This window comes from Agrobacterium sp. 6Ca8 (genome assembly GCF_055382765.1).
Window position 1 is genome coordinate 2,425,909 of record NZ_AP026433.1, and the last position, 20,951, is coordinate 2,446,859.

Genomic DNA, 20,951 nt, shown 5'->3' on the forward strand with positions numbered 1-20,951 from the left:
TTACAAGAAATTCGAAACCTGACCGTCTCCCAACCCGCTGTGGCATCAAGCGGCGGAATGGGTAACCCGTCGTCCCATCTCACTCGATAAGCTTCAGGACCTTGTCGAAAACCTTGAGAACCTGCGGCAGTTCGTGGCCACGTTTGAGAATGCGGCCATCCGTATTCACCACGCAATAGGCGCCCTGTTTCGCCGCCAGCTTGGGGTTCTTCTCGATCCTGTAGAGCGGCATTTCACCCGAGCGTTTAAAGACTGAAAATACCGCCTTTTCCCTCAAGTGGTCGATGGCATAGTCGCGCCACTCGCCCTCTCCCACCATGCGGCCATAGATGCGCAGGATCGCATCCAGCTCGCGCCGATGGAATGTGATTGGCAGAGGGTCTTTGTCTTTTTTGTACTCGCGGAGATCGACAACGGTGGAACTGTCGCGTGAAGCGGTCTGAACCTGCTGCACATCCGGTTGATCGGTCATCCAATACCTCCGATTCCACCCAAGTCGTCCGATTAATGTGAGCCGGAGAAGACAAAATTGCAAGTCTCGAACAGCCATTGAACGTGAGATCGCAACTTTGGAGAAGGGTTTTACGGTCTTAGGACGGCAGCGAAACCCGGCGTCTGCGACGCAGAAAGACACCAGCCGATGTCCATAAGGACGCTGCCTTAGAAAAAAGCAGGGGTAAAAAAGGTAACCATTTAGGCAGCCATTTTAGCATGGCCTGCCGTATTTCGGTCAAACCATGGCCCGAATTGAATGGAATAGTCCTATTGTCAATTGATGCCTAGGCACCAAGATGACCCGATCCGGTGCATTGACCCTTTACCCCCAGCCCCCAATGCCCGGATCGGATCTTCCATCGCCAGACAGGCGATCAGGGTGTTTCATTCCCCAGTAAAATACTTGCACCGACGATTGCCGCCGGATCGCCGCTGGCATTTGCCGTTTGCAACAGCACGGCGCAGCCGCCCTTTTTCACCTTTGCCACCACGCTTGCCGGAAGCTTCACCGTCATCGGTGAACCATCCCACATGCCGACGGTCTGCACGTCATAGACGCTGTGCCAGTAGGACATTTTCTTCCCCTGGTTTTCGCCCTTCTGCACGTCTACCGTCTGCTCGCGCGTGAAATAGGCGACCACGACGTCGGCCTTGCCGCTACCGGCGCCAATATCGATCTCCACCTCGTCACCGGCAAATTTGGACGCGACCGGCACGTTCAGCCCCTGGCCCTCGCGCTTGAAAGCATCCAGCCTGTCGTAAATCCCGCGGACATCCGCACCCTTGACGTGGTCGCGACCGTTCAGGATGGCCTGCGGCGTATAGACACCGTTGCGGCCGAGAGCGCGCATGTAGCCATATTGCCGCTCTGTATTTTCCTTCGATGCCAGGGAATCTGTCCAGCCAAGATAATTCCAGTAGTCGACATGGTAGGAGAGGCCGACCACATCACCCTTCTGGATCATCTTGCGCAATGCTTCGTCCGCCGGCGGGCAGGACGCGCATCCCTGCGATGTAAACAACTCGACAACGCCCTTCACAGCCTCCTGCGCATGCGCGGATGTGACGAGGAACGTGCCGAGAAGACATATCGACAGGGGCAATTTCAGCGGCATTACAAGAACCTTTGTCCGGAGCAGATATCCAGACGAATTGATGCGATCAACCCAACCGGATGCAAACCGGAAAATAACGTCTATTCCACTTCAATAGAAAGTCACGAAGGGGTGAGTGGCAATCACAAAAAAAGAGATGATGAAACGCAAAGACGCCGGGAAAAATCCCGGCGTCCTTTGTTGGTCTGAGCTTTGTCAGGCAACCAGATCGCGAAGAACCGTCTGCAGAATGCCGCCATTGTTCATGTAGATCACTTCATCCAGCGTATCGATGCGGCATAGAAGCGGAACTTCCTTCACCGAACCGTCGCTGTAGGTGATCTTGGCGATCTTCTTTTCACGCGGCTTGATTTCACCTTCGAGACCATCGATCTCGACGACTTCATCACCCTTGAGATCAAGGCTTGCCCAGGTCGTGCCTTCCTCGAAGACGAAGGGAACGACGCCCATGCCGACGAGGTTGGAGCGGTGGATACGCTCGAAGGACTGTGCGATGACCGCCTTGACGCCGAGCAGGTTGGTGCCTTTCGCCGCCCAGTCGCGGGAAGAACCGTTGCCATATTCGACACCGGCGAAGATGACGAGCGGAACGCCCTCCGCCTTGTACTTCATGGCAGCGTCGTAGATCGACATCTCTTCCTTCGACGGATAGTGGATGGTGTAGCCACCTTCCTTGCCGTTCGGGCCGAGCATGTGGTTGCGGATGCGGATATTGGCGAAGGTGCCGCGCATCATGACTTCATGGTTGCCGCGACGCGTACCGTACTGGTTGAAGTCGGCAACGCCCACGCCGTGCTCCGTCAGATAGGCGCCGGCGGGCGAAGCAGCCTTGATCGAACCGGCCGGGGAAATGTGGTCGGTTGTGATCTTGTCGCCGAAGAGACCGAGAACGCGGGCGCCCTTGATGTTCGTAAGGCCCGTACCGGTCTTACCCATGCCCACGAAGTAAGGCGGGTTCTGAACATAGGTCGACTTGTCGTCCCAGGCATAGGTCTGGCCCGGGGGAACCTGAACGGCCTGCCAGTTCGCGTCACCCTTGAAGACATCAGCGTACTTCGATTCGTAAAGTTCGCGAGTGACGTATTTCAGGATGAATTCCTGGATTTCCTGCGAGGTCGGCCAGATATCCTTGAGATAGACCGGATTGCCGTTCTGGTCGTCGCCGATCGGCTCCTTCGTCAAGTCCTTCTGGACCGTACCGGCAAGCGCGTAGGCCACGACGAGGGGCGGCGAGGCGAGATAGTTCGCCTGAACATCGGGCGAGATACGGCCTTCGAAGTTGCGGTTGCCGGAGAGGACGCCGGCCGTGATCAGGCCCTTGTCATTGATCGTCTTGGAGATCGGTGCGGGCAGCGGGCCGGAGTTGCCGATGCAGGTGGTGCAACCGAAACCGACGAGGTTGAAGCCAATCGCATCGAGATCCTTCTGCAGACCCGACTTGTCGAGATATTCGGCAACGACCTGCGACCCCGGCGCCAGCGAGGTCTTCACCCACGGCTGGGACTTCAGACCCTTGGCAACCGCATTGCGGGCGAGAAGGCCGGCAGCGATGAGAACGGAGGGGTTAGACGTGTTGGTGCAGGAGGTGATGGCGGCAATCGCCACATCGCCATGGCCGAGATCGAACTCCTCGCCCTCAACCGCATAGCGGCTGTGGAGCTGACCGGGCTTCTTGTAGTCGTTCTCGAGAGCCGTTGCGAAATTCGGTGCAATGGTTTCGAGCGGCAGGCGGCCTTCCGGACGCTTCGGACCGGCCATGGATGGCACGACGTCGCCGAGGTCGAGTTCAAGGGTATCGGTGAAGACGAGGTCGGAACCGTCGCCGGTCCGCCACATGTCCTGTGCCTTCGAATAGGCTTCGACAAGCGCGATACGGTCCTTGGTGCGACCGGACATGGTCAGATAGTTGATGGTCTCGCCATCAACCGGGAAGAAGCCGCAGGTAGCGCCATATTCCGGACCCATATTGCCGATCGTGGCACGGTCGGCCAGCGTCATCGAATCGAGGCCGGGGCCGAAGAATTCGACGAATTTGGAAACCACGCCCTTCTTGCGCAGCATCTGCACGACGGTCAGCACGAGGTCGGTCGCAGTCACGCCTTCCTTCACCTTGCCGGTCAGCTTGAAGCCGATGACCTCAGGCAGGAGCATGGAGACAGGCTGGCCGAGCATCGCTGCTTCAGCCTCGATACCGCCAACGCCCCAGCCGAGAACGCCAAGACCGTTGATCATGGTGGTGTGGCTGTCGGTGCCGACGCAGGTATCCGGATAAGCGATCGTTTCGCCGTCCTCTTCCTTGGTCCAGACGGTCTGGCCGAGATATTCGAGGTTGACCTGGTGACAGATGCCAGTACCGGGCGGAACCACGCGGAAGTTCTTGAATGCCTGCTGGCCCCACTTCAGGAAGCGGTAACGCTCGCCATTGCGCTCATATTCAAGCTCGACGTTTCGGGCAAACGCAGTCGGCGTGCCGAATTCGTCAACGATAACAGAGTGGTCGATCACGAGGTCGACGGGAACGAGCGGATTGATCTTTTCCGGGTCGCCACCGAGCGACACCATGGCATCGCGCATGGCGGCGAGATCGACCACAGCCGGAACGCCGGTGAAGTCCTGCATGAGAACGCGGGCGGGACGATAAGCGATTTCGTTTTCGGTCAGGCCCTTATTGTTCAGCCACTCTGCAACGGCCAGAATATGCTCCTTGGTGACGGACTGGCCGTCCTCGAAACGAAGCAGGTTTTCCAGAAGAACTTTCATGGAATAGGGGAGCTTGGAAACGCCCTTCAGGCCGTTTGCCTCAGCCTTGGGAAGGCTGAAATAGACGTAGTCCTTACCATCAACGGTAAGGACGGAACGACAATGAAAACTGTCGAGTGATTTGGGCATGGATAAAAAACCCCGCTTACTCTGATAGCCAACACGTGCGTGCGGACACCTATGCACTCATGCACATCAGGATGCGGGTACGACCATTTCCGCTGTCCGCACGTGAAAATTGCTCCTCGCAATCGTCAAGTCCGGCGCAAGATGATGTTCACGCCGGCCGCTGGCGTGGTTGACACCCATATAGATAATTTCTCAGAAACGTGCCAGACCATTCAGGAAATCAAATCGATTTTTTTATGTGAGACGATGAAAATCTTATACGGAAACGCAGCATGGATTTGACGGCGGAAAATCTTGGCGTGCGGCGCGGCGAAGATTTCATATTCATGAACATTTCCTTCAAGTTAAGTGACGGCGAAGCGCTGGTGCTGACCGGCCGCAACGGCTCGGGAAAATCCACGCTTCTGCGCACTGTGGCCGGCCTGCTGCGCCCCGAGCAGGGCTGGGTAAAGATAGCCGGCAAAGGAATAGAAACGGACATGCGCCCATCGGAGGCCTGCCATTATCTCGGCCATCGCAACGCAATGAAAACGGAACTGACGGTTTCGGAGAATCTGTGGTTCTGGAAAGACTTTCTCGGTGACTTCGCCGGCGGCGCCGGTGTCGATATTGATGAGGCGGCAGACATCGTCGGCCTTGCGGGCATCACCCACCTGCCCTTCGGTTACCTGTCCGCGGGTCAGCAGCGACGTTTTGCCATGGCAAAGCTTTTGGTCGCGTGGCGGCCGGTGTGGATTCTCGACGAGCCGACAGCGGCGCTCGACAAAGCAGCGGACGGCATGTTTACGGATCTGGTCAAGAGCCACCTGAGGAGAGGCGGCATCGTCATGGCTGCGACCCATCAGCCGCTTGGGCTCGAAAATGCGCGGGAATTGCAGATGACGGGCTTTGCAGGTGTGGAGGCTTGGGCGTGATGGGTGCGTGTGCGGGGTATGCCCGCCTACCGAGGCGCCTCCAATGACCGCCCTCTTCCTCCGCGACCTGAAACTCTCCATCCGCGCCGGCGGTGGCGCGCTGATCGGCGTCTTGTTCTTCATGACCGTTGTCGCCGTCATCCCCTTCGGTGTCGGGCCTGATCTCAATCTGCTTGCGCGCATTGGCCCGGCCATCGTCTGGATCGGCGCGCTGCTCTCCACCCTCCTCGGCCTCGACAGGCTGTTTCAGGCAGAGCGGGATGACGGCTCGCTAGACCTCATACTCATGCAGGAAAACCCGCTTGTGCTGACCGTGCTCGTCAAATGCCTGGCACATTGGGTGGGAACGGGTCTGCCACTGGTCATCGCCTCGCCGCTCATCGGCCTGTTCATGAACATGGACGAAGTGGCGATCGGCGCGGTGATGCTCACACTCCTTGTCGGATCGCCCGCCATTACCTTCATCGGCGCGGTGGGTGCCGCTGTCGCCGTTGCCTTGCCGCGCGGCGGCCTTCTGGTCTCCATCCTTGTGCTGCCATTGGCCATTCCGGTACTGATCTTCGGCGTCAGCGCGTCCTATGCGGCGGTGCAGGATCCGGCACCCTTTCTGCCGCCCTTCCTCATTCTCTGCGCGATCACGTTATTTTCAGCCGTGACCGGTCCTTTCTTTGCCGCTTTGGCATTGCGCAATGTTATGGATTGATGAAACCGCAATTGCCGATCTACGATTGACGGCGATCAATTGCGGGGCAGCCATTCTCGGGTTACACAAACGGCATGAACGAGCAGACTTTCACCATCACCAAATTCAGTGATCTCGCCAATCCCACGCGGTTTCTGGCGCTCTCGGCACGCATTCTGCCCTGGCTTGCGGTCCTGACGGCACTGGTGCTGGCCGCCGGTCTCTATCTGTCTTTCACGACAGAGGGCGACTACCAGCAGGGTTATACCGTGCGCATCATGTATGTGCATGTCCCCTCCGCCTGGCTTTCGATGATGTGTTATACCGTCATGGCGGTCTCAGCGATCGGCACGCTCGTCTGGCGTCATCCGGTTGCGGATGTCAGCCACAAGGCGGCCGCACCCATAGGCGCTGCCTTCACGCTGATTGCGCTTGTTACCGGCTCGCTCTGGGGTAAACCCATGTGGGGAACCTGGTGGGTATGGGACGCGCGGCTGACGTCCGTCTTCGTGCTTTTTCTGATGTATCTTGGCCTGATAGCGCTCAACCGCGCCATGGACGACCCTTCCAGAGCCGCCCGTGTCAGCGCCGTGCTCATCCTCGTTGGTTTTGTGAATATTCCCATCATCAAGTTTTCAGTTGAATGGTGGAACACGCTTCACCAGCCGGCAAGCGTCATCCGCATGGGCGGCTCGGCAATCGATTCGGAGTTTCTCTGGCCGCTTCTGACCATGGCGATCGGCTTCACGCTACTGTTCTTCACGTTGCACATCGCCGCAATGCGTAACGAAATCTGGCGCCGGCGCGTGGCAGCCCAACGGCGGCTTGCCGCCCGCATGGCAAACCGGGAGGCATGAGGCCATGACACACGCCTTTTATATCGGCATGTCCTATGCGGCGACCGGCCTTGTCGTCCTCTGTCTCATCGCCTGGGTCATTCTGGATGGTCAGGCGCGCAAACGGGAACTGAAAGAACTGGAAGCATCCGGCGTGCGCCGCAGGGCAAAAGCCGCTTCTGCGGGTGAAACCCGATGACGCAGGCCAGCCAGGACCAGAACACCAAAGCCAAAAGCACGGGGCGCACACGATATGCCCTGGCGCTTCTGCCGCTTCTGCTTTTCGGCGGTTTTGCCATTATCGCCGGCAAGATGCTCTACGATCAGGACGTCAACGGGCTGGATATCAGCGCCATTCCATCGGCGCTCATCGGAACCAAGGCGCCCGCACTGTCGCTGCCGCCGCTGGAAGGCTCAAACCTGCCGGCCCTCAACGATGCCGCCGTCAAGGGTAAGCTGACGCTGGTCAACGTCTTCGCCTCCTGGTGCATTCCGTGCCGTCAGGAGCATCCCATCCTTCAGGAATTGGCGAAAGACAAACGCATCACCGTCGTCGGCATCAACTATAAGGACAAACCGGACAACGCGCTTCGTTTTCTCGGCGAACTCGGCAATCCCTTTGCCGCGATAGGCGTCGACCCGAACGGCAAGGCCGCGATCGACTGGGGTGTCTATGGTATCCCTGAAAGCTATCTGGTCGGCGCCGACGGCACGATCCTCTACAAAAAGGTCGGCCCCTTCGATGCCCGCAGCGTCGAGCGGGATTTATTGCCGGCGATCACCGCTGCGGCCGGAAAGTAGCCCGCGCGCCGAACGGTATTATACCTTGGAAATCACCCTTAGCGACGGCCCTTCGGCTGTCGCCTGCAAACCCATTCCTTCAAGCACGACCTGATTGCGGCCACCACGCTTTGCCGCATACAGGCTGTCGTCAGCGCGTTTGATCGCATCGTGAATTGAATGATCTCCCCTCGCGACAGCTGAAACGCCGAAGCTTGCCGTGACCTTGGTGGCCACGCCACGGCTACGCCAATCCAGCGACAGAAGGTTCAAACGCATGGCATTGGCAAGGTGACCGGCCGCGGCGGCGGTGTGGCCGGGCAGGAAAACCACGAATTCCTCGCCACCGAAACGCGCCACCAGAGCGTCGCTACGCGCGCTTTTCCTGAGAAGGTCTGAAAGGCCGATGAGAACGATATCGCCGGCGGCGTGGCCATAGTCATCGTTGATACGCTTAAAATGGTCTATGTCGCACGCAATTACTGCGCCTATTGGTGTCCCGCTGCGAAAATCGGGAACGCGCCGGTCGAACCCACGGCGGTTCAGCACATCCGTCAGCGGATCGTGCTCAGCCGCTTGCAGGTGCCGGTCGACAGTCACGGAAATCTGGCTCGCGAGTACGGATAGCGCAAGCAGAAAGCCGAATATGCTCGCGGCAAGCTGCATGTAGAAAGCATAATCGGATTCGAAGAATTCACTGAGTTCGATCATCGAACCGTTCGGCGTCATCACCAGCAACATGCCGATGCGCACCAGCGTTTCGAGCACCACGAGTGACGCAATCGCCACCATCAGCCTGTCTGCAAGCGCCAGGGGCCGCTTCCGCACGATCCAGACCGGGATGGCGAGCAGCAGGGCGCAGACAAGATCACCGATGACCAGCTCACGTTTCAGATCCGGTGTGACGAAGACATGGAACGAGACCAGCAAAACCGCCGCAGCCACGATCGACAGTCGCGCCGTCGTATAAAGCGGCCGTCCGAAATGGGTAAGCAGCGCATGGCCGTAGAGAAAAAAGGCAGAGAAAAACAACAGGTTCGATACGATCGCCTGTACTTCGAAGGGCAAGCCGCCAAGCACCAGAGGTGCGGCAAAACCAAACGCCGCCGAAAGATATCCGAAACCCCAATATCGCGCCGAAGCGTGGCCGGTCCTCTGCAGGAACAGGAATACCACACCGAATGTCAGCATGATGAAGGGGAGAAGGTAGGCGAAATTATCTTGCACAGTGTTCTGCCGGACGGAAAGACGAGCCTTTGAGCCCGGACACTACCGCAATGCCCTTAAGAAAACTTGCATATAACGCAGGGTTTTCGTGCCTTTCCGACGCACGTACGGGCAGATATCTTCACATTGGCGGGAGCGCGTTCTGCCATTGCTTGATCGCTTCGACGGGCCAGACAAGCATCACTACGTTCAGTGTCAGATTATCGCGGATCAGCCAGCCGGTGAAGATTTCAAAGAAGATGGCGATCACAACCGTCAGCCACACCGGCACGCGGGCGGCGAAGAGGAAACCCAGCGCCATGAAAACGGTGTCCATCGCGGAGTTCAGGATGCTGTCGCCGGTATAACCCAGCGCCATGGTCGCCGTGCGGTAACGATCGATGATGAGCGGCGAGTTTTCGAGGATTTCCCACGCTGCCTCTATCAAAACCGCAAAAGAAAGTCGCATGGAAAGGGGTTTCTTGCGAAACAGCAGCCAGGCGAGCCCGTAAAACAGGAAGCCGTGGATAATGTGTGAGGGCGTGTACCAGTCGGCAAGATGCTGGGAATTGCCCGGCGTGTTCACACCGGGTTCGAACAGCTTCACATAACCGCATTCGCAAATGGGAATGCGGCCCATGGCATAGAGGATGACGATCTGCAGGAGAAGAAGTCCGGCGGCGACACCGAACCATTTGAACGAGCGCGGACGGGAAGCCAGCATCTCTGCAACTGTCATTTTTCGTCCTTGTTCAGCGGTTCGAGCGAATGACGCATGACGAGCGGCATTTGCGCCATGGTGAAGATGATCGTGATCGGCATCGTGCCCCACACCTTGAACGCAACCCATGCGTCGGTTGAGAACATGCGCCAGACCACCTCGTTCAGCACGGCGAGAAAGAGGAAGAACACGCCCCAACGCAGCGTCAGCTTGCGCCAGCCCTCATCGTTTAGCCTGAAGGCCGAATTGAAGACATAGCCAAGCAGCGACTGGCCGAAAAACAGGCCTCCCAGCAAAATGACGCCGAACAGCGCATTGACGATGGTTGGCTTCATCTTGATGAAGGTATCGTTCTGCAGCCACAGCGTCAGCGCACCGAACACGAGAACCACAATGCCTGATATCAGCGGCATGATCGGCAGCTTGCGCGTCAGCATCCATGAGACGGAAAGCGCAATTGCGGTTGCGATCATGAACAGGCCGGTGGCGATGAAGATCGGCCCGCCGAACTCCGTCAGTACCGGAAAAGTGGAGGCCAGCCATTCGCCGCGGGAATTGGCGAAAAAGAACACCATAAGCGGGCCAAGCTCGAGCACGAATTTCAGGAGCGGGCTGATTTCCGCCACCATCTTTTCGCTTTCCTTGGAATTGCTTTCAATATCCATACTCAAACTCCCGCAATGGCCTTGGCGAAATCTTCCGCCTCGAAGGGCTCCAGATCGTCCACGCCTTCACCCACACCGATAAAATACACCGGCAGCTTGTGTTTGGCGGCAATGGCCACGAGGATACCGCCCCGCGCCGTGCCATCCAATTTTGTCATAATCAGGCCCGAAACACCCGCAACATTGCGGAATATCTCCACCTGGTTCAAGGCGTTCTGCCCGGTCGTGGCGTCCAGTGTCTGAAGCACGGTATGCGGCGCATCGGGATCGAGCTTGCCGAGCACGCGCACGATCTTTTCCAGCTCCGCCATCAGCTCCGTCTTGTTCTGCAAACGGCCGGCAGTATCAATGATGAGCACATCGCTTTTTTGCGCACGCGCCTGCTCATAGGCGTCGTAAGCGAGACCCGAGGCATCCGCACCGAGTTTGGTGCCAATGAATTGCGAGCCGGTGCGATCCGCCCAGATCTTGAGCTGCTCGATTGCCGCCGCACGGAACGTATCGCCGGCCGCGAGCATAACCTTGAGGCCAGAGCCCGAGAGCTTGGAGGCGAGCTTGCCGATGGTCGTGGTTTTGCCCGTACCGTTCACGCCGACGACGAGAATGACATGCGGCTTGTGTGAAAGATCGAGTTCCAGCGGCTTGGCGACTGGTTTCAGGACCTTGGTGATCTCACCTGCCATGATGCGCGCCACGTCCTCGCCGCTGACATCCTTGCCGTAACGTTCCGAAGACAGGGCGCCGGTGATGCGCATGGCGGTCTCGACACCCAGATCCGACTGGATGAGAAGGTCTTCCAGTTCGTCGAGCGTATCCTCATCCAGCTTGCGCTTGGTGAACAGCGCCGAAATCTGGGTGGTAAGTTGCGAGGAGGTGCGCGCAAGCCCGGCCCGCAGGCGCTGGAACCAGCTGAGCTTCGGCTGCGGCGCTTCGGCGACAGGCTCTTCGCGCTCGCTTGCCGCCGCAAAACCTTTCGGCAAAATCGGCGAAACGGCAGAGGGCTCGACGGCACCGGCAGCCTCCGCCTCATCGAGCAGCGCATCCATCGCATCCGCATCGAGCACGGCATCGGCAGCTTCGGGCAAAACCTCGGCCTGTTCTTCGGCAGCAGCTTCGGCCTGCAACAGCGACAGCGGAACAACGCCGATGTCTCCGGCCTGCTCGGCGCCGGGCAGAAGCGGCGCGTCCTCTTCCTCCTGGTCGTCGGAAAGGGCCGCATCGGCATCCGGAGCAGGCCCACCGGCCGTCTCGATCTCCAGTTCGGAAACCGGGTCTTTCTCGACAATTGGATGTGCTTCGGCTTCGCTCAGTGCCTCATCGAAAGAGACATTTTCTCTGGCGCGTTCAAGCGCGGAATCCTCTTGCGGCTTGCCGTCAGTCCCGGCCTTGTCCTTGCCGAAAGAAAAGACTTTTTTGATGAAGCCGAGGGCCATGGTCGTTCCCGTGTCTTTTCCTGTGCCGCTTCAGGCCGCGTCCGCTGCGAGAAGCTTCATGTTCAGATGTTTGCCGTTGTGGCCGGTAATCTCAACCTGCGCAAGAGTGCGCGGGAGAAGATCGGGCGCCGCCACCAGCGTGAAATTGTCGGTATGCGCAAAACCGGTGTTTTCAACGAGGATCGTTTGCGTCGAACCGAGCATGTTTTGCAGATGCACGAGCCTGAGTGCCTCGCCACGTTCACGAAGCCTCGCCGCCCGCTCCTTCACCAGCGCACGGTCGAGCTGCGGCATACGCGCCGCCGGCGTGCCGGCACGCGGGCTGTAGGGAAATACGTGCAGGCTGGAAATGCCGCATTCTTCCGCAAGCGTCGCGGCGTTTTCGAACATCTCTTCGTTCTCGGTCGGAAAACCGGCGATCATATCAGCACCGAATGCGATATCCGGCCGGAGCGACCGCACCTCGTGACAGAAACGGATGGCATCGGCCCGCAGATGACGGCGTTTCATGCGTTTCAGGATCATGTCGTCGCCATGCTGGAGGGACAGGTGAAGATGCGGCATGAAACGCGCCTCACCTGCAATCAGATCCATCAGATGGTGGTCGGCCTCGATGCTGTCGATCGAGGATAGCCGAAGTCTCAAGATTTCCGGCACCTGCTTCAGCAATGTCTTGGCAAGAAGCCCTAGCGAAGGTTCGCCCGGCAGGTCGGCACCGTAGCTGGTAGCATCCACCCCGGTCAGCACGATTTCGGAATAGCCGCTTTCCACCAGCCTGCGCGCCTGCTCGACCACAGCGCCCATCGGCACGGAGCGGGAATTGCCCCGCCCATAGGGAATGATGCAGAAGGTACAGCGATGATCGCAGCCGTTCTGCACTTGAATGAAGGCACGGACATGCCCGTCAATGTGCTTGACCATCTGCGGCGCCGTCGCCTTGATGCTCATGATGTCGTTGACGCGCAGCTTTTCTTCCGCCGAAACGCCGAAATCCGGCAGTGCGCGATAGGAGGCGCTTTTCAGCTTTTCCTCATTGCCCAGCACCGCATCCACTTCGGGCATCTCGGCAAAGGTCTGTTTTTCAGTCTGGGCAGCACAGCCGGTCACGATGATGCGCGCATGCGGGTTGTCGCGCCTTGCCCGACGGATGGCCTGGCGCGCCTGGCGCACCGCCTCGCCCGTCACCGCGCAGGTATTGACCAAGACGGCATTGTTGAGTCCGGCCTTTTCGGCCTCCGCCCGCATCACTTCCGATTCATAGGTATTGAGACGGCAGCCGAAGGTTATGACCTCGACGCCGCTCATATGGCCCCCTGCTCAGCCACGGCATCGCGCGACCAGGCGCCGCTGATGGGATCGACCATGCCGGACCACTCCCATTCGGCCGGCCCCGTCATGATGACGTGGTTGTCCTCGCGCCATTCAATTGTCAGCGGCACACGCACATGGCTGGAGGCGACATCGATGGTGACCTTCCTGCCCGTGCGGCCGGTGCGCGCAGCGGAAACGGCAGCGGCACATGCGGCAGAACCGCAGGCGAGCGTCAGCCCGGCGCCGCGCTCCCAGGTGCGGGTGCGAAGCGCACTGTCGGAAATAACCTGCGCCAGCGTGATATTGGCCTTTTCAGGGAACATCGGGTGGTTTTCCAGAAGCGGGCCGAAGCGTTCCAGATCGAACTCCATCGGATCGCGATCCACCCAGAAAATGGCGTGCGGGTTTCCCATGGACATGACGGCGGGCGAATGCAGGATTGGCGCGTCGATCGGCCCGATCTGCAACTCGATGCGGCTGGTATCGTGGAACTCTTCAGAAAGCGGAATGTCGCTCCAGCGAAAACGCGGCAGGCCCATATCAACGGAAATCATGCCGTCTTCATGCTCGACGGCGTTCAGGATGCCCGCCACCGTCTGGAAGGTGAAGGTGGTCTTGCCGGTTTCAGAGGACAGCGCCTGCACCACGCAGCGCGTGCCGTTGCCGCAGGCCTGCGCCTTCGTGCCGTCGCAATTGAGGATATCGATGAATGCATCGGTGCCGCCGACACGCGGATCGTGGATCGCCATGATCTGATCGAACTGCGTGGCGGGATCGGCATTGAGCGCGATGGCCGCCGAAGGCGTCACCATATCCCTGCGGCCGCGCATGTCGACAACGAGGATCTTGTTGCCAAGCCCGTTCATCTTCGCAAATTCGACCGTATCCGCCATCGTACTGAACCTGAAAACTACCTGAAACCGGAACAAAGACGGGCTTTGCCCGCACTTTCGCTCTATATGGCGGAAAGGACGGCAAATTACCAGACTGTTGCGGCGCAAACCGCTGAGCCGCTCAGGCGGAAGGTACGTCGAAGACTTCGCCGGGCCGCATGGGCTGGAAGCGGCTCTCGTCTATCCCCTGCTCAGCAAGCGCTGCCTTCAGCGCGACAAGAGGAGCTTCGACCGCTTCATCGGTCAGTTGCACAGTGCCCCAATGGTGGCCGCAGACATGTGCCGCACCGCAGATCTTCATGCCTTCCACGGCTTCCGCAGGGTTCTGGTGCTGGCCCTTCATGAACCAGCGCGGCTCATAGGCGCCAAACGGCAGGTTGGCGAGACGGAACTCACCGTGTTTCTTGCGCGCGGCGTGATAATTGAGGCCGTCGTGGAAGCCGGTGTCGCCGATATGATAAATCTTGCCATAAGGCGTTTCGATGACGAAGGCCGCCCACAGCGCCATGCGCCGGTCGTTCAGCCCACGCGCCGACCAATGGTGGCACGGCTCGAAATGAATTTTGACCGAACCAATCTCAAGGACATCGCCCCAGTCCCCCACCTTGATGCGCGCTGCCTCGACGCCGGTGCGGATGATGGCGTCATTGCCAAGCGGCGTGATGAAAAGCGGCTTGTGCGCCACATGCAGGCGCTTCAGCGTTTCCATATCCAGATGGTCGTAGTGATTATGCGTCACCAGCACCAGATCGATCGGCGGCAAATCCTCAAAACGGATGCCCGGCGGGTTGACGCGTTTGGGACCGGCGAAGCTGAACGGGCTGGTACGCTGCGACCACACCGGATCGATGAGAATATTCAGCCCTGCCGTCTGGATGAGAAAGGAGGCGTGACCGACGAAGGTGACGCGAATGTCCTTGCCGTCGATGCGGGGCTCCGGCTTTGCGAACGGAAACGGGCTGGGGTAGTTTTCCGGCCACGTGGCGCGCTCGCCGTTGAAGCGCCATTTCAGGAGGCCCATGAAATTACCGGGCGGCGAGCCGCCGGGATTGAAGAAACGCACCCCGTCGAAATGATCGGAGACCGGCCCACTATAATAGGCGCTGGCGTTAGAGCGGCGCGCAAACAGGCCGCCGCCCGCAAGAGCAAGCAGACCAAGTGCGGAAAAACGAAAGAAGTTTCGACGTTTCATGGGAAAGGTATAAGAAGCCAGGCGACGCCGTTCAAGCACCGCCATCGCAGCTTTCGTCTGATCACGCAAAGATGACAATGCATGCTTTGCCGCATGAAAATCGGCACTGTCTTGACTTTCACGGCACTTTCCTGTTTATCGCGGCCAATCAGCTGGCAGTTTCATGACTCCAAGCCGCCGACCGGGACCCGCAAAGGTATAAAGAGATCCCGGAGGTCAACACCCGACAGCGCGATGCGCCCTCGGGTGCTTTTTGGCTTTGCGTCTTGTTTTTGGCAGCGAAAGCACCGACGTTTCGGAGACCCCGGAACGAAGAAGGAAGAAACGATGTTTGAAAACCTCCAGGACCGCCTTGGTTCCATTCTGAATGGACTGACCGGCCGTGGCGCGCTGACGGAAGCCGATGTTGCCGCCGCCCTGCGCGAGGTTCGCCGTGCGCTTCTTGAAGCGGACGTTGCGCTGGAAGTCGTGCGTTCCTTCACCGACAAGGTGCGTGAAAAGGCTGTCGGCGCAGCCGTTCTGAAATCCATCAAGCCCGGCCAGATGGTCGTCAAGATCGTGCATGACGAACTTGTCGAGATGCTCGGCACCGAAGGCGTCTCGATCGATCTGCATGCGGCCGCCCCCGTCGTCATAATGATGGTGGGTCTGCAGGGTTCGGGCAAGACCACGACCACAGGCAAGATCGCCAAGCGCCTGACCGACCGCGACAAGAAGAAGGTGCTGATGGCATCTCTCGACACGCGCCGTCCGGCCGCACAGGAACAGCTTCGCCAACTGGGCGTGCAGACCGGTGTCGACACGCTGCCGGTCATCGCCGGCCAGTCGCCGACAGATATCGCCGCACGCGCCGTGCAGGCCGCCAAGCTCGGCGGCCATGACGTCGTCATTCTCGACACCGCCGGCCGCACCCATATCGACGAACCCTTGATGCTGGAAATGGCCGACATCAAGAAGAAGTCCAACCCGCATGAAATCCTGCTGGTCGCGGATTCGCTGACCGGTCAGGACGCCGTCAATCTGGCGCGCAACTTCGATGAACGCGTCGGCATCACCGGTCTCGTGCTCACCCGTATGGATGGCGACGGGCGCGGTGGTGCGGCCCTCTCCATGCGCGCCGTCACCGGCAAGCCGATCAAGCTGATCGGTATCGGCGAGCGCATGAACGAACTCGACGAGTTCCATCCGCGCCGTATAGCCGACCGTATTCTCGGCATGGGCGACATTGTCTCGCTAGTCGAGAAGGCTGCCGAAAACATTGATGCGGAAAAAGCCCGCGCCATGGCCGAGAAGATGGCCAAGGGCAAGTTCGACCTCAACGATCTCTCCGACCAGCTTGCCCAGATGAAGAAGATGGGTGGCATGGGCGGCATCATGGGGCTGATGCCCGGCATGGCCGGCATGAAGGACAAGATGGCTTCCGCAGGCCTCAACGACAAGATGTTCGACCGCCAGATCGCCATCATCTCGTCGATGACCAAGGCCGAACGCGCCAATCCCGATATCCTCAAACACAGCCGCAAAAAGCGCATCGCCGCCGGTTCCGGAACCGATGCCGCCGAAATCAACAAGCTTTTGAAGATGCACCGTGGCATGGCCGACATGATGAAAGCCATGGGCGGCAAGGGCAAGGGCGGCATCATGAAGCAGATGATGGGCGGCCTTGCGGGCAAGATGGGGCTTGGTGGCATGATGGGCGGCGGCATGCCTGATCTGTCGAACATCGACCCGAAGCAGCTCGAAGCGCTTCAAAAACAGGCTGAAGCTGCCGGTCTTGGCAAGCCGGGCGCAATGCCCGGTCTCGGTGGTCTGCCCGGCGGGCTACCCGGTCTGGGCGGGACAAAGCTGCCGGGTCTTGGCGGCATGCCGGGCCTGCCCGGCTTCCCGAAAAAGAAGTGAGGGCGACGCCAGTGAACAACGCAGAAGTGAAAGCCCAGCTTTCCGAATACCGCCAGTCGATCGACAATATCGATGCCGCACTGGTTCACATTCTTGCCGAACGTTTCCGCTGTACCAAGGCGGTGGGCGTGCTGAAGGCAAAATACAATTTGCCGCCGGCGGACCCGGCGCGCGAGGAATACCAGATCGAACGCCTTCGCCGTCTGGCAAAGGATGCCAATCTGGATCCGGATTTCGCCGAGAAGTTTCTAAACTTCGTCATCAAGGAAGTCATCCGGCATCATGAAGCAATAGCCGCCGAACATGGCGGTAATGAAAAGACCGCCTAACCGGCGGACAAGCTATCTCAAGGAGTAAATAACATGGCACTTAAAATTCGTCTCGCACGCGGTGGTTCCAAGAAGCGCCCGTACTACCAGATCGTCGTTGCTGACGCCCGTTCGCCCCGCGACGGCCGTTTCCTCGAGAAGGTCGGTTCCTGGAACCCGATGCTCGCCAAGGACAACCCGCAGCGCATCGAGCTGAAGGCTGACCTCATCAAGGAATGGATCGCCAAGGGCGCACAGCCGACCGACCGCGTTCTGCGCTTCCTCGCAGAGGCAGGCCTTGCCGATCGCGCCGCTCGCAGCAACCCGGAAAAGGCACTGCCGGGCAAGCGCGCTCTGGAACGCGTTGCAGAAAAGAAGCAGAAGGCTGAAGACGCAGCTGCTGCCGCAGCAGAAGCTTCTGCTGCAGAATAATCTGCAATAGAATTTTAGAGAACGGGTGGCGTGGTTTTCCATGCCGCCCGTTTTTTGTTTATTTTGGTATCAACAAACTTTAGAGCGTCAGGAACTATGCTCTAACGCGTTGGATCTGCGCATCGTGCCCTGTGAAAATCGATTCCGATTTTCGCGCTGATGCTGTAAACCAGACGCAACCAACACCAGAAGACGGACGGCCCGATGGCAAAGCTGGAAAACCCGATACTCATGGCAAAGATCGGCGGCGCACAGGGATTGCGCGGCGAAGTCCGCGTCAGCACCTATACGGACGAACCGATGGCGCTCGGCGATTACGGCAATCTTGTCAGCGCCGATGGCCGCGTCTTCGAAATTCTGGAAGTCCGCGAGGGCAAGAATGTGGTTGTCGTCCGCTTCAGGGGTATCAACGACCGCAATGCGGCGGAAAGCCTGAACGGGCTCGAACTGTTCATCGAACGCGACAATCTGCCGGATGACGAGCTGGACGACGACGAATTTTATTATGCCGACCTCGAAGGGCTGGAAGCCGTCGATGCCGAAGGCAAAAGCTATGGCGCCGTCAGCGCGGTTTACGATTTCGGCGCAGGCGATCTCCTGGAGCTGAAAGGTGCGGGCCGCCGTCCCGCCCTCATCCCCTTTTCGGAAGCAGCCGTGCTTGAAATTGATCTGGAGGCGAGACGCATTCTCATCGATCCCATGGCTGCCGGCCTGATCGACAATCCGGACGACAAAGACGAAACCGGCGCATCGCCTTTCGGCAAGAAATAAGGCCATGACGTTCAAGGCTACAGTTCTGACGCTCTACCCGGAAATGTTTCCCGGGCATCTCGGATATTCGCTGGCGGGCAAGGCGCTGGAGCGCGAGCAATGGTCGCTTGAGGCCGTGCAGATCCGTGAATTCGCGACCGACAGGCACAGAAGCGTGGACGACACCCCGGCAGGCGGCGGCGCCGGCATGGTGCTGAAACCCGACATTCTGGCCGCAGCCATCGACCATGTTTCAGATGGAGATACGCGACCGCGTCTGCTGATGAGCCCGCGCGGCAAGCCACTGTCGCAGGACCGAGTGCGCGAACTGGCGGCAGGCGACGGCGCGATTATCGTGTGTGGCCGCTTCGAAGGCGTCGACCAGCGGGTCATAGAGGCGCGCGGGTTGGAGGAAGTGTCGATCGGCGATTACATTCTCTCCGGCGGCGAGCCGGCCGCCCTGACGCTTCTGGACGCCATTGTCCGCATTCTGCCGGGCGTCATGGGCAACGATCTCTCAGGCGTGCATGAAAGCTTCGAGGGTGGGCTTCTGGAGCATCCGCACTACACCCGTCCGCAGGTCTGGGAAGGCCGCGACATCCCAGCCGTTCTCACCTCTGGCAATCACGCCGTCATCGACAAATGGCGGCACGAGCAGGCGCTGGCGTTGACGAAGGAAAGACGGCCCGACCTGCTGGAAAAGGCCAAGGTTTAAACCGAGACAAAATAATAGGCCGTCAGCACCAGCCCGACGGCAATGACCAGCCAGCGGATGATCCACTGCGGCACCCGCCTTGCCGTGTGCACCCCCACATATCCGCCAAGCGCGGCCGCCGGGAACATGATGAGGGCGGCCCACCAGGAAACGACGCCGCCGCTGACGAAGATCGTAATGGCGATGATCGCGATCACCACCGAGAGCAGGTTCTTCAGGGCATTCAGATGGTGATAGCTGCCACCCGAGGCCATTCCGAGGATGGCCAGCATCATGATGCCCATGCCCGCCCCGAAAAAACCACCATAGATGGAGGCGAGCCCCTGAAAGAAGAGGCTCGGCACATTACCGGGTGAACGCTCGGCACTGGCCTTCGGTCGCAGCCACGGGCCAGCGGCGAAAACAACGGTTGCGGCCAGAAGCAACCACGGCACAAGCTGGCGGAAGGAGGGGTTGTCGAGCGACAGGAGCAAAAGCGACCCCGCCAGCCCGCCGACGATGGAGACGGCCGACAGGAGGATCGCCTCGCGCCAGTGGGCGCGGATTTCAGGCCCGTAGGCGATCACGGAGGTGATGTAACCGGGAAACTGCACGATCGCCGACGTGGCATTGGCGACAATCGGCGGCAGGCCTGCAAGCGTCATCGCCCCGAAGGTCAAAAAGGTGCCGCCACCGGCGATCGCATTGACCACGCCAGATAGAAAGCCGGTCGCAAACAGCATCATGATAATAAGTACGGACATGGCCCCTCCCAAGGTTTTCATGCCATAACCGGGGAAACGCACCTTCGCAACAGCCCGTACGTCGCCCACAATTGATAAAATATTGTCATGAAGGGATGACAAATGGCGCTGCCTCGTGTATGTGCCCGCGTGGAATTGGGGTTTTCCCCTTTAACCACAAGCAAAGAATGGCGAACCCGCTCCTGCCGCACGGCATGGTCTGAAGGCATTGACCGACAGACGAAACGTTGAGCGCTCTGGCTGTTTCAGAAGAAATCAGAGGTTAACATGACCAATATCATTCAGCAGCTGGAAGCCGAACAGGCTGCCAAGATCGAAGCGAAGCGCACCCTGCCTGAGTTTTCTCCGGGCGACACGCTGCGCGTCAACGTGCGCGTTACCGAAGGTAACCGTACCCGCGTTCAGGCTTACGAAGGCGTTTGCATCGCCCGTTCCGGCGGCGGCCTTTCCGAGAGCTTCACCGTTCGCAAGATCTCCTACGGCGAAGGCGTCGAGCGCGTATTCCCGATCTACTCGCCGCTGGTCGAAGGCGTTGAAATCGTTCGCCGCGGTAAGGTTCGCCGCGCGAAGCTCTACTACCTGCGCGACCGTCGCGGCAAGGCTGCCCGTATCGTTGAAAACACCGGTACGCGCGCCCGCAAGCTGAACGAATCCGAGCGCCAGGCAGTCGCCGAAGAAAAGGCACGTCTGGAAGCTGAAAAGGTAGCAGCAGCACAGGCTCTCGCCGCCGAAAAGGCAGCAGCCGAAGCAGCAGAAGCCAAGGCAGCGGAAGAAGCAGCAAAGGCTGCGGAAACTGCAGCGGAATAAGATTTCCATTTTGATGGATTTACGGAGAAGGCGGTCTTTGGACCGCCTTTTTTGTTGCATCGATGCGCCATAACAATCTGGTGGGCGACATAGCGTCACGTCCAGCCTTCGACCCCATCTCCGTATCGACAGATCAAGATCAAAGTCGTATTGCTACTTATCTCT

Annotated in this window: 22 protein-coding genes; 11 read left to right on the plus strand and 11 right to left on the minus strand. The window is 59.2% G+C overall.

All coding sequences use genetic code 11. The annotated features are described in order from the left end of the window. Positions 1 to 79: 79 nt before the first annotated feature. The 3 genes from ACZ5A6_RS11915 to acnA all read right to left on the minus strand — a co-directional run bounded on the left by ACZ5A6_RS11915 (position 80) and on the right by acnA (position 4,499). Positions 80 to 472 (minus strand): DUF2794 domain-containing protein, encoded by a 393-nt coding sequence (locus tag ACZ5A6_RS11915; protein ID WP_003516645.1) that lies wholly within the window; start codon positions 470 to 472, stop codon positions 80 to 82. 397 nt (positions 473 to 869) lie between these two features. Beyond that, a complete protein-coding gene (locus ACZ5A6_RS11920; protein WP_003516643.1) occupies positions 870 to 1,610 on the minus strand; it encodes a DUF1223 domain-containing protein in 741 nt (246 codons plus the stop codon). 195 nt (positions 1,611 to 1,805) lie between these two features. Continuing rightward, positions 1,806 to 4,499 (minus strand): aconitate hydratase AcnA, encoded by a 2,694-nt coding sequence (gene acnA, locus ACZ5A6_RS11925; RefSeq protein ID WP_003516634.1) that lies wholly within the window; start codon positions 4,497 to 4,499, stop codon positions 1,806 to 1,808. A 272-nt stretch (positions 4,500 to 4,771) separates the two neighbouring features. Between acnA and ccmA the strand changes: the two genes are divergently transcribed. From ccmA to ACZ5A6_RS11950, 5 genes are all read left to right on the plus strand, one after another. After that, positions 4,772 to 5,413 carry a heme ABC exporter ATP-binding protein CcmA gene (ccmA, locus tag ACZ5A6_RS11930; protein ID WP_145166741.1) on the plus strand — a complete coding sequence of 214 codons (642 nt, stop codon included), beginning with the start codon at positions 4,772 to 4,774 and terminating at the stop codon, positions 5,411 to 5,413. Between the two features lie 43 nt (positions 5,414 to 5,456). Continuing rightward, positions 5,457 to 6,116 (plus strand): heme exporter protein CcmB, encoded by a 660-nt coding sequence (gene ccmB / locus ACZ5A6_RS11935; RefSeq protein WP_003516632.1) that lies wholly within the window; start codon positions 5,457 to 5,459, stop codon positions 6,114 to 6,116. 74 nt (positions 6,117 to 6,190) lie between these two features. Continuing rightward, complete coding sequence (locus ACZ5A6_RS11940; RefSeq protein ID WP_019566029.1) at positions 6,191 to 6,952, plus strand: heme ABC transporter permease; 762 nt, start codon at positions 6,191 to 6,193, stop codon at positions 6,950 to 6,952. Between the two features lie 4 nt (positions 6,953 to 6,956). Then, positions 6,957 to 7,130, plus strand: a complete 174-nt coding sequence (gene ccmD / locus ACZ5A6_RS11945) for a heme exporter protein CcmD (RefSeq protein WP_003516630.1) — start codon at positions 6,957 to 6,959, stop codon at positions 7,128 to 7,130. Beyond that, on the plus strand, positions 7,127 to 7,732 hold the full coding sequence (locus ACZ5A6_RS11950) for a DsbE family thiol:disulfide interchange protein (RefSeq protein WP_013636917.1): 606 nt from the start codon (positions 7,127 to 7,129) through the stop codon (positions 7,730 to 7,732). The genes ccmD and ACZ5A6_RS11950 overlap by 4 nt, the downstream gene beginning before the upstream one ends. Before the next feature lie 18 nt (positions 7,733 to 7,750). Here the strand turns inward: ACZ5A6_RS11950 and ACZ5A6_RS11955 are convergent, their stop codons facing one another. From ACZ5A6_RS11955 to ACZ5A6_RS11985, 7 genes are all read right to left on the minus strand, one after another. After that, entirely contained in the window at positions 7,751 to 8,938 is a 1,188-nt protein-coding gene (locus ACZ5A6_RS11955; protein ID WP_162690645.1) for a GGDEF domain-containing protein, read from the minus strand. A gap of 121 nt (positions 8,939 to 9,059) precedes the next feature. Then, entirely contained in the window at positions 9,060 to 9,656 is a 597-nt protein-coding gene (locus tag ACZ5A6_RS11960) for a DUF2585 domain-containing protein (protein WP_174060537.1), read from the minus strand. Then, a complete protein-coding gene (locus tag ACZ5A6_RS11965) occupies positions 9,653 to 10,303 on the minus strand; it encodes a septation protein A (protein WP_003516625.1) in 651 nt (216 codons plus the stop codon). Before ACZ5A6_RS11965 ends, ACZ5A6_RS11960 begins: the two co-directional genes overlap by 4 nt. Before the next feature lie 2 nt (positions 10,304 to 10,305). Next, on the minus strand, positions 10,306 to 11,736 hold the full coding sequence (ftsY, locus tag ACZ5A6_RS11970; protein WP_065705167.1) for a signal recognition particle-docking protein FtsY: 1,431 nt from the start codon (positions 11,734 to 11,736) through the stop codon (positions 10,306 to 10,308). 30 nt (positions 11,737 to 11,766) lie between these two features. Further along, positions 11,767 to 13,041 carry a tRNA (N(6)-L-threonylcarbamoyladenosine(37)-C(2))-methylthiotransferase MtaB gene (gene mtaB, locus ACZ5A6_RS11975; protein ID WP_113291845.1) on the minus strand — a complete coding sequence of 425 codons (1,275 nt, stop codon included), beginning with the start codon at positions 13,039 to 13,041 and terminating at the stop codon, positions 11,767 to 11,769. Next, positions 13,038 to 13,940, minus strand: coding sequence for a diaminopimelate epimerase (dapF, locus tag ACZ5A6_RS11980; RefSeq protein WP_065662978.1), 903 nt, complete (start codon positions 13,938 to 13,940; stop codon positions 13,038 to 13,040). The genes mtaB and dapF overlap by 4 nt, the downstream gene beginning before the upstream one ends. Before the next feature lie 121 nt (positions 13,941 to 14,061). Then, on the minus strand, positions 14,062 to 15,177 hold the full coding sequence (locus ACZ5A6_RS11985) for an MBL fold metallo-hydrolase (RefSeq protein ID WP_013636923.1): 1,116 nt from the start codon (positions 15,175 to 15,177) through the stop codon (positions 14,062 to 14,064). A 282-nt stretch (positions 15,178 to 15,459) separates the two neighbouring features. Here ACZ5A6_RS11985 and ffh point away from each other — a divergent pair, with 282 nt between their 5' ends. The 5 genes from ffh to trmD all read left to right on the plus strand — a co-directional run bounded on the left by ffh (position 15,460) and on the right by trmD (position 19,236). Beyond that, positions 15,460 to 17,031, plus strand: coding sequence for a signal recognition particle protein (gene ffh / locus ACZ5A6_RS11990; protein ID WP_003516616.1), 1,572 nt, complete (start codon positions 15,460 to 15,462; stop codon positions 17,029 to 17,031). A gap of 11 nt (positions 17,032 to 17,042) precedes the next feature. After that, positions 17,043 to 17,360, plus strand: a complete 318-nt coding sequence (locus tag ACZ5A6_RS11995) for a chorismate mutase (protein ID WP_013636924.1) — start codon at positions 17,043 to 17,045, stop codon at positions 17,358 to 17,360. Positions 17,361 to 17,393: 33 nt separating this feature from the next. After that, positions 17,394 to 17,771: a 30S ribosomal protein S16 gene (gene rpsP / locus ACZ5A6_RS12000; RefSeq protein ID WP_003516612.1), complete on the plus strand. Its 378-nt coding sequence runs from the start codon at positions 17,394 to 17,396 to the stop codon at positions 17,769 to 17,771. Between the two features lie 204 nt (positions 17,772 to 17,975). Then, positions 17,976 to 18,542, plus strand: a complete 567-nt coding sequence (gene rimM / locus ACZ5A6_RS12005; RefSeq protein ID WP_003516610.1) for a ribosome maturation factor RimM — start codon at positions 17,976 to 17,978, stop codon at positions 18,540 to 18,542. Between the two features lie 4 nt (positions 18,543 to 18,546). Further along, the gene (gene trmD, locus ACZ5A6_RS12010) at positions 18,547 to 19,236 is read left to right on the plus strand and encodes a tRNA (guanosine(37)-N1)-methyltransferase TrmD (RefSeq protein ID WP_038492438.1); all 690 of its coding nucleotides are present in this window, start codon (positions 18,547 to 18,549) and stop codon (positions 19,234 to 19,236) included. On the opposite strand, the gene ACZ5A6_RS12015 is transcribed toward trmD, so the two are convergent. Next, positions 19,233 to 19,979 (minus strand): sulfite exporter TauE/SafE family protein, encoded by a 747-nt coding sequence (locus tag ACZ5A6_RS12015; protein ID WP_464110945.1) that lies wholly within the window; start codon positions 19,977 to 19,979, stop codon positions 19,233 to 19,235. The two genes, trmD and ACZ5A6_RS12015, sit on opposite strands and share 4 nt — an antisense overlap. Positions 19,980 to 20,246: 267 nt before the next feature. Here ACZ5A6_RS12015 and rplS point away from each other — a divergent pair, with 267 nt between their 5' ends. After that, complete coding sequence (gene rplS, locus ACZ5A6_RS12020) at positions 20,247 to 20,786, plus strand: 50S ribosomal protein L19 (protein WP_003492508.1); 540 nt, start codon at positions 20,247 to 20,249, stop codon at positions 20,784 to 20,786. The last annotated feature ends 165 nt before the right edge of the window (positions 20,787 to 20,951 follow it).